15 protein-coding genes and 1 other annotated feature are annotated in these 12,754 nt (G+C 52.1%); of the genes, 14 read left to right on the forward strand and 1 reads right to left on the reverse strand.

What is annotated here, in order from left to right; translation table 11 throughout:
- Positions 1–74 precede the first annotated feature (74 nt).
- The gene (gene ghoS, locus AC6I8K_RS08225) at positions 75–365 is read right to left on the reverse strand and encodes a type V toxin-antitoxin system endoribonuclease antitoxin GhoS (protein WP_064741021.1); all 291 of its coding nucleotides are present in this window, start codon (positions 363–365) and stop codon (positions 75–77) included.
- 332 nt (positions 366–697) lie between these two features.
- Here ghoS and AC6I8K_RS08230 point away from each other — a divergent pair, with 332 nt between their 5' ends.
- The 14 genes from AC6I8K_RS08230 to AC6I8K_RS08295 all read left to right on the forward strand — a co-directional run bounded on the left by AC6I8K_RS08230 (position 698) and on the right by AC6I8K_RS08295 (position 12,443).
- Complete coding sequence (locus AC6I8K_RS08230; protein WP_064741022.1) at positions 698–1,459, forward strand: DUF481 domain-containing protein; 762 nt, start codon at positions 698–700, stop codon at positions 1,457–1,459.
- A 246-nt stretch (positions 1,460–1,705) separates the two neighbouring features.
- The gene (gene thrS / locus AC6I8K_RS08235) at positions 1,706–3,643 is read left to right on the forward strand and encodes a threonine--tRNA ligase (protein WP_064741023.1); all 1,938 of its coding nucleotides are present in this window, start codon (positions 1,706–1,708) and stop codon (positions 3,641–3,643) included.
- Positions 3,639–4,190 carry a translation initiation factor IF-3 gene (infC, locus tag AC6I8K_RS08240; RefSeq protein ID WP_064741024.1) on the forward strand — a complete coding sequence of 184 codons (552 nt, stop codon included), beginning with the start codon at positions 3,639–3,641 and terminating at the stop codon, positions 4,188–4,190. Before thrS ends, infC begins: the two co-directional genes overlap by 5 nt.
- A 99-nt stretch (positions 4,191–4,289) precedes the next feature.
- Positions 4,290–4,487: a 50S ribosomal protein L35 gene (gene rpmI / locus AC6I8K_RS08245; protein ID WP_004157374.1), complete on the forward strand. Its 198-nt coding sequence runs from the start codon at positions 4,290–4,292 to the stop codon at positions 4,485–4,487.
- A 94-nt stretch (positions 4,488–4,581) separates the two neighbouring features.
- On the forward strand, positions 4,582–4,938 hold the full coding sequence (rplT, locus tag AC6I8K_RS08250; protein WP_007892678.1) for a 50S ribosomal protein L20: 357 nt from the start codon (positions 4,582–4,584) through the stop codon (positions 4,936–4,938).
- 116 nt (positions 4,939–5,054) lie between these two features.
- Positions 5,055–5,180: a sequence feature (Phe leader region), on the forward strand.
- Positions 5,060–5,104: a pheST operon leader peptide PheM gene (pheM, locus tag AC6I8K_RS08255; protein WP_106120997.1), complete on the forward strand. Its 45-nt coding sequence runs from the start codon at positions 5,060–5,062 to the stop codon at positions 5,102–5,104. It overlaps the preceding feature by 45 nt.
- Positions 5,181–5,251: 71 nt before the next feature.
- A complete protein-coding gene (pheS, locus tag AC6I8K_RS08260) occupies positions 5,252–6,235 on the forward strand; it encodes a phenylalanine--tRNA ligase subunit alpha (RefSeq protein ID WP_483817257.1) in 984 nt (327 codons plus the stop codon).
- Between the two features lie 14 nt (positions 6,236–6,249).
- Positions 6,250–8,637: a phenylalanine--tRNA ligase subunit beta gene (gene pheT, locus AC6I8K_RS08265; RefSeq protein WP_497826509.1), complete on the forward strand. Its 2,388-nt coding sequence runs from the start codon at positions 6,250–6,252 to the stop codon at positions 8,635–8,637.
- A 4-nt stretch (positions 8,638–8,641) separates the two neighbouring features.
- On the forward strand, positions 8,642–8,944 hold the full coding sequence (ihfA, locus tag AC6I8K_RS08270) for an integration host factor subunit alpha (protein WP_007892687.1): 303 nt from the start codon (positions 8,642–8,644) through the stop codon (positions 8,942–8,944).
- 190 nt (positions 8,945–9,134) lie between these two features.
- Entirely contained in the window at positions 9,135–9,509 is a 375-nt protein-coding gene (locus tag AC6I8K_RS08275) for a DUF2502 domain-containing protein (RefSeq protein WP_064741027.1), read from the forward strand.
- A gap of 90 nt (positions 9,510–9,599) precedes the next feature.
- Entirely contained in the window at positions 9,600–10,583 is a 984-nt protein-coding gene (gene btuC / locus AC6I8K_RS08280) for a vitamin B12 ABC transporter permease BtuC (protein ID WP_483817260.1), read from the forward strand.
- Between the two features lie 39 nt (positions 10,584–10,622).
- Complete coding sequence (locus AC6I8K_RS08285; protein WP_064741029.1) at positions 10,623–11,168, forward strand: glutathione peroxidase; 546 nt, start codon at positions 10,623–10,625, stop codon at positions 11,166–11,168.
- Positions 11,169–11,915: a vitamin B12 ABC transporter ATP-binding protein BtuD gene (btuD, locus tag AC6I8K_RS08290; protein WP_497826510.1), complete on the forward strand. Its 747-nt coding sequence runs from the start codon at positions 11,169–11,171 to the stop codon at positions 11,913–11,915.
- A 69-nt stretch (positions 11,916–11,984) separates the two neighbouring features.
- Positions 11,985–12,443, forward strand: a complete 459-nt coding sequence (locus AC6I8K_RS08295; RefSeq protein ID WP_064741220.1) for an NlpC/P60 family protein — start codon at positions 11,985–11,987, stop codon at positions 12,441–12,443.
- Positions 12,444–12,754: the final 311 nt, after the last annotated feature.

Consider the following 12,754-nt stretch of genomic DNA (forward strand, 5'->3'; position numbering starts at 1 on the left):
GTTCGCTGCGTGAGTTCGATTGTAACGCGCAAAACTTCAGCAAATTTGACCTCGATGCCGTTTTTTGCAACGTGTCAGGATTGTTTTTTCAGAAACGCGTCCAGCGTTGTCACTGCCACTTCAGGTTTATGGTCAAGGGCGATTTGGGCAAATCCCGCAGCTTGTTCAGCGACTTCATGCTCCTCTAAGGCGCTGACCGTGCCAAAGCTATTGGTGCCAAGCTCATGCGGATGGCCTTCATCATCCGTTAACGTTGTGCTGTATCCGCCATTAATCATGGCGCTATTAACCGACTGCAGGTCGCCGAGTCCGTTCTCCTGGTATTTCAGCGTGACAATGTAACGTTTTACATCATGGTCGCTCATCATTCACCTCATTGTTATCGAACAGATTTCAGCGTAGACCAGCAAGCAGGATTGAGCGAATTTCGAGCAGTTTATTGGGGGGAAATGACGCATCAATCTACCGCGCTACACTTCGGATATTTCTTGTTGTCCTTAAGCTGTTATTTGGTTATTTGCCCCCTATAATGCGCAACGGAAATGGGAAGAATCCCATTAAATGAGCGCTTCAGCGGCTTTCCTGGCTTTTTTTGTGAGTACATGCTTTTTTACAAAACTTACGCTAAATTGCATTGCTTGGTCGGAGAAACGCTTCAAACTCTTCGTTTTTTAAACTGTCGTACGGATTATTTTTAATGAAAGCCCTTAACAAGCTGTCCGCTGTTTTATTGCTCTCTGCTGGAGCATTTTGTCACCAGGCATTTGCAGATAACGCCGTTTTCACCTCCATGGATGATCCTTCTACGGCAAAAAAACCGTTTGAAGGCAGTGCGTCAGCGGGTTATCTGGCTCAAACCGGTAACACCACCAGCTCTTCTCTGAGTGCCGCTACCAACATGACGTGGTACCAAACCAATACTGCATGGAGCTTGTGGGGTAACGCCTCGAACAACTCCTCTAACGATGAGCGTTCGTCCGAGACCTACAACATTGGTGGTCGTAGCCGTTATAACCTCAACAGCGCCGATTACCTGTTTGGTCAGGCAAGCTGGTTAAGTGACCGTTTCAACGGTTATGACTCCCGCGACGTATTGACCGCTGGTTACGGTCGCCAGTTCCTCAACGGTCCTGTTCACTCACTGCGTGCTGAAGTCGGTCCGGGTGTGCGTTACGACGATTTCCATGATGGCGGCCATGAAACCAAAGCTCTCGGCTATGGTGCGGTGAGCTATCAGTGGCAGCTGACGGATACCACCAAATTTATCCAGGGTGTTTCCGTGCTGAGCAGCTTCGGTGAAGACACCACGCTGAACTCAGAAACCGCGCTGCAGGTGGCAATTAATGCGCACTTCGCGCTGAAGCTGGGTTACAACGTGACCTGGAACAACAATCCGCCAGAATCTGCGCCGGATCGTACTGATACCAAAACCACTATCCAGCTCTCATACTCAATGTAAGCGAGCCGAATAGGGATCACCGCTGCCAGGCCTGTGCCTCGCAGCGGTTTTTTTTATTTCTCTTTAGCTTAGCGAATCTCAGCACGGGTTTTGATCGGCGGTGAAAGCTGCTATTATCATCGCCGCTTTACACTCCTGGCGTCATTCCGACAATGTGGGTCTGACATCACGCCAGGTAACACACTACGAAACTGATTTTTGCATGTAGGCTTTCGTGTGGCTTACCACTGCAATTAAGGATATGAAATGCCAGTAATTACTCTTCCTGATGGCAGCCAGCGCAGCTTTGACCGTCCGGTCAGCGTGATGGATATTGCGTTGGATATTGGACCGGGTTTGGCGAAAGCCTGTATCGCGGGTCGCGTGAATGGCGAGTTGGTCGATGCCGTTGATCCGATCACCGAAGATGCTCAGGTAGCCATTATTACCGCCAAAGACGACGCCGGTTTAGAAATCATTCGTCACTCTTGCGCGCACCTGTTAGGGCATGCAATCAAGCAACTGTGGCCAAACACCAAGATGGCTATCGGCCCGGTGATTGATAACGGTTTCTATTATGACGTCGACCTGGAACACACCTTGACCCAGGAAGATCTTGAGCTGCTGGAAAAGCGTATGCACCAGCTGGCTGAAAGCAATTACGATGTCGTTAAGAAAAAGGTGAGCTGGCAGGAAGCACGTGATGTGTTTGCTGAGCGTGGCGAAAGCTACAAAACCACCATTCTTGACGAGAACATCAGCCACGACGATCGTCCTGGCCTGTATCACCATGAAGAATACATCGACATGTGCCGTGGTCCGCACGTGCCGAATATGCGTTTCTGCCATCACTTCAAACTGCAGAAAATCTCCGGGGCTTACTGGCGCGGCAACAGCGATAACAAAATGCTGCAGCGTATTTACGGTACGGCCTGGGCGGATAAAAAGCAGCTGGCTGCCTATTTGCAGCGTCTGGAAGAAGCGGCGAAGCGCGATCACCGTAAAATTGGTAAGCAGCTTGATCTTTACCACATGCAGGAAGAAGCGCCTGGCATGGTGTTCTGGCATAATGACGGCTGGACCATCTTCCGCGAGCTGGAAGTGTTTGTGCGTACCAAGCTGAAAGAGTACGACTATCAGGAAGTGAAAGGTCCGTTCATGATGGATCGCGTGCTGTGGGAAAAAACCGGGCACTGGGAGAACTATAAAGAAGCGATGTTCACCACCTCTTCGGAGAACCGTGAGTATTGCATCAAGCCAATGAACTGCCCAGGCCACGTTCAGATCTTTAATCAGGGTCTGAAATCCTACCGCGATCTGCCGCTGCGTATGGCGGAGTTTGGTAGCTGCCATCGTAATGAGCCATCGGGTGCTTTGCATGGTCTGATGCGCGTACGCGGCTTTACCCAAGATGATGCTCACGTCTTCTGTACTGAAGATCAGGTACGTGATGAGGTGAACAGCTGTATTCGCATGGTATACGACATGTATAGCACCTTCGGTTTTGAAAAAATCGTGGTGAAACTGTCGACCCGTCCGGAAAAACGTATCGGTACCGACGAAATGTGGGATCGTGCGGAAGTCGATTTGGCAGAAGCGCTGAAAGAGAATGACATTCCATTCGAATATCAGCCGGGAGAAGGTGCCTTTTACGGCCCTAAAATTGAGTTTACACTGTACGATTGTCTCGACCGCGCCTGGCAGTGTGGTACCGTTCAGCTAGACTTCTCCCTGCCAAAGCGCCTGGATGCGACTTTTGTCGGCGAAAACAACGATCGCCAGACACCGGTGATGATTCACCGCGCAATTCTCGGTTCAATGGAGCGTTTTATCGGCATCCTGACCGAAGAGTTCGCTGGATTCTTCCCGAGTTGGTTGGCGCCAGTGCAGGCTGTGGTGATGAATATCACTGACAGTCAGGCAGAATATGTCAGCGAATTGACAAAGAAATTGCAGAATGCGGGCATTCGTGTCAAAGCAGACTTGAGAAACGAGAAGATAGGCTTTAAAATCCGCGAGCACACATTACGTCGCGTCCCTTATATGCTGGTTTGCGGTGACAAAGAGGTGGAAGCAGGCAAAGTTGCCGTGCGCACCCGCCGTGGTAAAGACCTTGGGAGCATGGACGTAGATGTGTTTGTTGAGAAGCTGCAACAAGAGATTCGCAGCCGACATCTTCACCAATTAGAGGAAAAAGGTTATTAAAGGCGGAAAACGAGTACAACCAACACGTCCGAACCGTATCAACGGCGAAATCCGAGCCACCGAAGTGCGCTTATCTGGCCTCGAAGGTGAGCAACTTGGCATTGTCACCCTGCGTGAAGCCATTGAGAAAGCTGAAGAAGCTGGCGTAGATTTAGTTGAAATCAGCCCGAACGCCGAACCACCGGTTTGCCGTATTATGGATTACGGCAAGTTCCTTTATGAAAAAAGCAAGTCTTCTAAGGAACAGAAGAAGAAGCAGAAAGTTATCCAGGTTAAGGAAATTAAATTCCGTCCTGGTACCGATGATGGCGACTATCAGGTCAAACTACGCAACCTGATTCGCTTTCTGGAAGAGGGCGATAAAGCCAAAATCACGCTGCGTTTCCGCGGTCGTGAGATGGCGCACCAGCAGATCGGTATGGAAGTGCTTAACCGCGTCCGTAAAGATCTGTGTGAAGACATGGATTTGGCGATTGTCGAATCCTTCCCTTCGAAGATCGAAGGTCGTCAGATGATCATGGTGCTCGCTCCTAAGAAGAAACAGTAGGCCTTCAAGTAATAAAGCCGCGCAACGCTTGCGTTGTGCGGATTTTTATTCGCCTATCTGATTCATTTTATTAACAATGCGAAGTGGATATTTGTAAAAATGCCAAAGATTAAAACTGTACGTGGCGCCGCTAAGCGCTTCAAGAAGACCGCTTCTGGCGGCTTCAAGCGTAAGCACGCGAACCTGCGTCATATTCTGACTAAAAAGTCTACTAAGCGTAAACGTCACCTGCGTCCGAAAGGCATGGTGTCTAAAGGCGATCTGGGTCTGGTTATTGCCTGCCTGCCGTACGCATAAGTAAACTTTTTATAAATCTGCCTGATAACTTTGCGTACCGGCCTTCGGCCAGCAGGGGATAGGGCATCACAGAATATGATATAGGAGAGCTCACATGGCTCGCGTTAAACGTGGTGTAATTGCTCGCGCACGTCACAAGAAAATCTTAAAACAAGCTAAAGGCTACTATGGTGCACGTTCACGTGTATACCGCGTTGCCTTCCAGGCTGTTATCAAAGCTGGTCAGTATGCTTACCGTGACCGTCGTCAACGTAAGCGTCAGTTCCGTCAACTGTGGATCGCGCGTATCAACGCTGCGGCTCGTCAGAACGGTATCTCTTACAGCCGTTTCATCAATGGCCTGAAAAAAGCCTCTATTGAAATCGACCGTAAGATTCTGGCTGACATCGCTGTATTCGACAAAGTGACATTTACTGCACTTGTTGAAAAAGCAAAATCAGCTCTGGCGTAAGTCAGTTGAAAAAGGGAGCTTGCTCCCTTTTTTATTACCCGCAACTCACGCAAAAGATTGACATTTTGGTCGCTGCGCATTTCAATAGTGCGGTTTCTAAATATGACAAGGTAACGCAAGCATGAATGCTGCTATTTTCCGTTTCTTTTTTTACTTTAGCGCCTGAACATCAGGGGCTTTTGCGCATAAGAAAAGAAACGAAAAATCGCGCTAAAAGCCTCCCTCGTGGAGGCTTTTTTGTTTCTGGCGACACTTAATCGGATCATCTGATCCCAACGAGAACTGACCAGCCCGGCTGGAAGAAGAGGAAATCATGTCCCAACTCGCAGATCTGGTGGCGCGTGCCACGGCCGCCATTGACGAGGCGGCGGATATCGCTGCTCTGGACGCCGTGCGCGTCGAATTTCTGGGTAAAAAAGGGCATTTGACGCTGCAAATGACCACCCTGCGTGAACTGCCGGCAGAAGAGCGTCCGGCAGCGGGTGCGGTGATCAATGAGGCGAAGCAGCAAGTGCAGGATCGTCTTACCGCACGTAAAGAAACGCTGGAAAGCGCTGAGCTGAACGCACGTCTCGCTGCAGAAACCATCGATGTCTCGCTGCCTGGCCGTCGCATTGAGAATGGCGGTCTGCATCCGGTAACCCGCACCATCGATCGTATCGAAAACTTCTTCGGCGAACTGGGCTTTGCGGTGGTGACCGGTCCGGAAATCGAAGACGATTACCATAACTTTGATGCCCTGAACATTCCCGGCCATCACCCGGCGCGTGCCGATCATGACACCTTCTGGTTTGATGCCACGCGTTTGCTGCGTACCCAGACATCTGGCGTACAGATCCGCACCATGAAAAACCAGCAGCCGCCAATCCGCATCATCGCGCCAGGCCGCGTTTATCGTAACGACTACGATCAGACGCACACGCCGATGTTCCATCAGATGGAAGGTTTGATTGTTGATAAAGACATCAGCTTCACCAACCTGAAAGGCACTCTGCACGATTTCCTCAACAACTTCTTCGAAGAGAACCTGCAGATACGCTTCCGTCCCTCTTACTTCCCGTTCACCGAACCGTCTGCTGAAGTGGATGTGATGGGTAAAAACGGCAAGTGGCTGGAAGTGCTGGGCTGCGGCATGGTGCATCCGAACGTATTGCGCAATGTAGGCATCGATCCAGAAATCTATTCGGGCTTTGCTTTTGGCATGGGCATGGAGCGCCTCACCATGCTGCGCTACGGTGTGACCGATCTGCGCGCCTTCTTCGAAAATGATTTACGTTTCCTCAAACAATTTAAATAAGGGCAGGTTATCCAATGAAATTCAGTGAACTCTGGTTACGCGAATGGGTAAATCCAGCCCTGGACAGCGCTGCGCTGTCTGAGCAAATCACCATGGCTGGCCTTGAAGTGGACGGTGTAGATCCCGTTGCTGGCGCTTTCCACGGTGTTGTGGTGGGTGAAGTGGTTGAGTGTGGTCAGCATCCGAACGCTGACAAACTGCGTGTCACTAAAATCAATGTCGGTGGCGATCGCCTGTTGGATATCGTATGTGGCGCACCCAACTGTCGTCAGGGTCTGAAAGTGGCGGTGGCGACCGTCGGCGCTGTCCTGCCAGGCGATTTCAAAATCAAAGCGGCAAAACTGCGCGGCGAGCCTTCTGAAGGCATGCTCTGCTCCTTCTCTGAGCTGGGTATTTCCGACGATCACAGCGGCATTATCGAGCTGCCGGCTGATGCACCGATTGGTACCGACATCCGCAGCTATCTGCAGCTGGATGACAACACCATCGAAATCAGCGTCACGCCAAATCGCGCCGATTGTCTGGGTATCATTGGGATTGCACGCGATGTCGCCGTGCTGAATGGTTTGCCGTTGACGGCGCCAGCCATTGAGCCGGTCAATGCAACCATCCCCGATACTTTCCCAATTCGGGTCGATGCCACCGCAGCGTGTCCGCGCTATCTCGGCCGTGTGGTGAAAGGCGTCAATGTCAAAGCCGCTACGCCGCTGTGGATGCGTGAAAAGCTGCGTCGTTGTGGCATTCGTTCAATCGATCCTGTGGTCGATATCACCAACTTTGTGCTGCTGGAACTTGGCCAGCCAATGCACGCCTTTGATCTCGATCGCCTCGACGGCGGTATCGTGGTGCGTATGGCAGAAGAGGGCGAAGTGCTGACGTTGCTGGACGGCACAGAAGCCAAACTCAGCAGCGACACGCTGGTGATCGCCGATCACCATAAAGCGCTGGCGATGGGTGGCATCTTCGGTGGCGAGCATTCGGGCGTGAATGAAGAGACGCAAAACGTACTGTTCGAATGTGCCTATTTTGATCCGCTAGCGATTACCGGTCGTGCACGTCGCCAGGGTCTGCATACCGATGCATCGCACCGTTACGAGCGTGGCGTTGATCCGGCACTGCAGCACAAAGCGATTGAACGTGCCACGCAGCTATTGCTAGACATCTGTGGCGGCAATGCGGGTCCGGTGATTGATCAAACTGACGCGAGTGCGCTACCACCACGCGCGACCATTACGCTGCGCCGTGAAAAACTCGACCGTTTAATTGGTCACGTGATTGCTGACGATCAGGTCACGGACATCCTGACGCGTCTCGGTTGCGAAGTGACGGTTGGCACAGGCGAGTGGCAAGCTGTTGCACCAAGCTGGCGTTTCGATATGGCTATCGAAGAAGATCTGGTGGAAGAAGTGGCGCGCGTATACGGCTACAACAACATTCCTGATGTGCCGGTGAAAGCCAGTCTGATCATGACACAGCATCGTGAAGCCAATCTTTCGCTGAAGCGGGCAAAAAATCTGTTAGTGGATAAAGGTTATCAGGAAGCGATTACCTATAGCTTCGTCGATCCCAAACTGCAGCAGTTACTGCATCCGGGCGAAGAGGCTCTGATCCTGCCAAGCCCAATATCCAGTGATATGTCGGCCATGCGCCTGTCACTGTGGACCGGTTTGCTGGGCGCGGTGGTGTATAACCAAAACCGTCAGCAGGGCCGTGTACGCCTGTTTGAGAGCGGTTTGCGCTTTGTTCCTGATACACAGGCCGATCTGGGTATCCGCCAGGATCTTATGCTAGCGGGCGTATTAAGCGGCAATCGCTATGAAGAGCATTGGGATCTGGCGCGTCAGACAGTTGACTTCTATGATTTGAAAGGCGATTTAGAATCGCTGCTGGAATTGACCGGTAAACTTGATGCGATTTCTTTCCGTGCGGAAGCCAATCCGGCGCTGCACCCAGGACAAAGCGCCGCCATTTATTTACAGGACGAACGAATCGGATTTATCGGGGTGGTTCATCCAGAGCTGGAACGTAAGCTGGATCTTAACGGTCGCACCTTAGTGTTTGAACTGCTTTGGAATAAGGTCGCAGACCGCGTCCTGCCTGATGCGCGCGAGATTTCCCGCTTCCCGGCAAACCGCCGTGATATCGCTGTTGTAGTGGCTGAAAACGTCCCTGCAGCAGATATCATTGCGGAGTGTAAGAAAGTTGGCGTAAATCAGGTAGTTGGCGTAAACTTGTTTGACGTGTACCGTGGTAAGGGCGTAAACGAAGGCGAAAAGAGCCTAGCGATTAGCCTGATTTTGCAGGATACCAGCCGGACACTCGAAGAAGAGGAGATTGCCGCGACCGTTTCCAAATGTGTTGCGGCATTAAAAGAGCGATTCCAGGCAACCTTGAGGGATTGAACCTATGGCGCTTACAAAAGCTGAAATGTCAGAGTACCTGTTTGAAAAACTCGGGTTGAGCAAACGCGATGCCAAAGAGTTGGTGGAACTTTTTTTTGAAGAGGTTCGCCGCGCTTTGGAAAACGGAGAACAGGTAAAACTGTCCGGATTTGGTAATTTTGATCTGCGTGACAAAAACCAGCGTCCGGGCCGTAACCCGAAGACGGGGGAAGATATTCCTATCACCGCGCGCCGAGTGGTGACATTCCGTCCGGGACAGAAGTTGAAAAGTCGCGTCGAGAACGCGACACCCAAGGATGCTGACTAATTTCAGTACGACAAAAAGGCCGCTTAGCGGCCTTTTTTTTGCCTTGAATTTGTCCGTCCTACACGATTTATTCATGATGTAAGGATTTCGTAAGTATCCGGAAAATAGGGTGAAAATCGGCTCACACCGATAGTGACGGCGTCAACACTTTTGCTATAACAGCGCCATCACATAAAAAGAGGTTCAGCTGATGAAAAAGACAGCACTTTTATTAAGCATCCTGTTAGGTATGCCGCTGCTGGCTAGCGCCAATGTTTCCGTTAACATCAACACGCCGGGCGTTTCGATCCATATCGGCGACCAGGATAAGCGTGGCTACTATTGGGATGGTTACGACTGGCGTGCGCCAACATGGTGGAAACAGCATCATAACCAGCGCATTGGCACCAAAGGTCCGCACGGATACTGGAACGGTAACGGCTGGCAGGCGCAGCATCCGGGCAATGGGCCCCACCGGGATGACAAGCGTCAGCCACAGCGACAACCGCAGCCGCAGCATCACGACCAGCGTGATAATCAGCAAACGCGTGATAACCACGGTCAGCCGATTCCGCCACATCAGTAATGCTTCTCCAGCGGCGCCACCACAGCGCCGCTTTCTTTTTGCTGCAATCCCACTACAATCAAATCTCTGTTTTCTCAGCCAATCTTATCTATGACTCTGCTGGATCAGCTTGCTCATCAGGCAAATCGCCGCAGCCAGCGCTGGCTTATTGCACTCAGTGCGCTGCTGCTACTGCTCATTGGACTAAGCCTGTGTGCCGGTGACAGTTGGATTTCACCCCCACAATGGTTTTCGGCGGATGGCGAACTGTTCGTCTGGCAACTGCGTATGCCGCGCACGCTGGCGGTGTTGCTGGTCGGCGCGGCCCTGGCGGTGTGTGGCGTTGTGATGCAGGCGCTGTTCAACAACCCATTGGCTGAACCCGGCTTACTCGGTGTTTCTAACGGGGCGGGGATTGGTTTGGTGTTAGGCGTCATGCTCGGCAACGGTTCGTTATGGAGCTTAGCACTGGCGGCGATGGCCGGAGCGCTGCTGATCACGTTGATTTTGCTGCATTTCGCTCACCAACAACTCTCGGTTAGCCGCTTACTATTAACCGGTGTGGCACTCGGCATTATCTGTAGCGCCATCATGACGTGGGCGGTGTATTTTAGCACCAGCCTCGATCTGCGCCAGTTGATGTACTGGATGATGGGCGGCTTTAGCGGTATCGACTGGCGTTACGGCTGGATGATGCTGGCGCTGCTGCCGGTAACACTGCTGCTGATTGCTACCGCGCGCACACTAAATTTGCTGGCGCTGGGCGAAACCTCGGCACGTCAGCTCGGATTACCCCTGCTGCTATGGCGTAACCTGCTGGTGCTAGCCATGGGATGGCTGGTTGGCGTAAGCGTGGCAATGGCCGGCGCGATCGGATTTGTCGGCCTGGTTATCCCGCACTTATTGCGTCTTAGCGGTTTCAGCGATCATCGTTATTTGTTGCCTGCTGCGGCATTGGCCGGTGCAGCAGTGTTACTTGGCGCAGACATTATTGCCCGGTTGGTGCTCACCTCCGCCGAACTGCCGATTGGTGTGGTCACTGCCACGCTCGGCGCGCCGCTGTTTATCGTGTTATTAGTGAAGTCTTCGCGCTAGCTTTGGCTGGCAACTTGTTATCAACAACAGGAATCGACTATGAGCATTTATCAAACAGAACTGGTTACGTTAGACGGCGAAAAAACCACGCTGGCGGAATATGAAGGAAAAGTGTTGCTGGTAGTGAATGTGGCATCAAAATGCGGCCTGACGGCACAGTATGAGCAGTTAGAATCGCTGCAGAAAGCCTGGCAGGATAAGAACTTCAGCGTGCTCGGCTTCCCGTGCAACCAGTTCCTTGAGCAGGAACCGGGCAGCAACGAAGAGATTAAAACGTTCTGCAGCACCACGTATGGCGTGACTTTCCCGATGTTCGATAAAACTGACGTCAACGGCGAGCATCGTCATCCTTTATATGCCCAGTTGACGGCGGCGCAGCCGGTCGCGCAACGTCCCGAGGGCAGCGGATTCCTGGAACGTATGGAGAGCAAAGGCCGCGCGCCGAAAGCACCAGGCGATATCCTCTGGAACTTCGAGAAATTCCTCATCAACAAGCAGGGCAAAGTGATTGCGCGCTTCTCTCCGGACATGACGCCGGACGATCCCATCATTCTGAAAAGCGTTGAGCAGGCGCTGGCCGAGTAAATGGTATTGCAGTGTCAGGGAGCCAACGTCGCAGGGCGATTGGCTCCCGTTGAACTTAGCCTCATTGCCGGTGAGTTAGTGCATCTGGTTGGGCCTAACGGTGCTGGCAAAAGTACGCTGCTCAACGTGCTATCGGGTTTGCTGCCGAGTCAAGGCAGTATTCTGCTTGATGGCACGCCGCTGACTGCGTTGAACGGAGCGGCATTAGCCCAGTTGCGCGGCTGGTTGCCGCAGCAGCAGATGGCACCGGGACAAATGCCGGTTTGGCACTACTTACGCATGCATATCACCGCACAGGCGGCGGAAACAGACCGCGTTTTACAGGCCGTCCTGACTCAGTTAGGCCTGCTGGATAAACTGACGCGCAGCCTTACGCAGCTTTCCGGCGGCGAATGGCAACGCATACGGCTGGCTGCCGTGGTGTTACAGATTCATCCGGCGATCAATCCACGCGGCAAACTGCTGCTGCTGGATGAGCCCATGAGCGCATTGGACGTGGCGCAGCAACGTGCGGTCGATAAGCTGCTGGCCGAACTCTGTTGCAGCGGTCTGGCGATTGTTGCCAGCGGGCACGATCTTAATCACAGCCTGCGCCATGCCGATCGCGTGTGGTTAATGCATCAGGGCGCGGTTGTCCGTCAGGGCCGTGCCAGCGAGGTGCTGACCGCTGCGCAATTAACACCGCTTTACCAAACCCCGTTTGAACAAATCGCTACCGCGCAAGGTCCGCTGCTGTTTATTCCCTGAGAGATGATTGCGTGCCGTGGCGCTTTGCCGCTAAAGTGTTTGCCGGGCGAGGGAGGAAGGAAAATGCTGATGCGACTGACAATTTTGATTCTGGCACTGTTGCTGGCGGGCTGTAGCCATCATGCGCCGCCGCCTAATGGTCGCCTGTCTGATTCCATCACCGTGATAGCCCAACTTAACGATCAACTGAGCCGCTGGCGTGGCACGCCTTATCGCTACGGTGGTTTAAGCCGCGGTGGCGTTGATTGTTCAGGCTTCGTCTATCTTACCTTCCGCGATAAGTTCGACATGCAGTTGCCGCGCTCGACCAGCGATCAAACCGACATTGGTACGCGTATCGACAAAGGCGATCTGTTGCCTGGCGATCTGGTGTTCTTCAAAACCGGCAGCGGAGAAAACGGTTTGCACGTGGGTATTTACGATACGGACAATACCTTTATTCACGCCTCGACCAGTCAAGGCGTGATCCGCTCTTCGCTGGATAATGTTTACTGGCGAAAAGTATTTTGGCAGGCCCGTCGCATCTAAATAGCGCTGGTTACGCTGAATAAAAGACGCGAGAAAAGAAAGGTTATCTCACCCTGAATTAAATCCGAATCGTGCCGATATTTAACTATCATTTAAAATGGCACTTTACCCGCCATCGATTTAATACTATTAATAAAGCTAAATTTATTTAATGGGTATGGACATTAACCCCGGCTTATTTGGCTTAAGTATTATTTACGGCTTAAATCGGCGTAATAAGACCTAAAACGGCACCTCTTCAAACGTTTGGTCCTATTGCCTGGTGGTATTCGTTGATATACGATGCGCCAATTGCCATTACTTCTGGCTTG

The sequence above is a fragment of the Pantoea sp. X-Soil-ISGK-421 genome, from assembly GCF_059730785.1.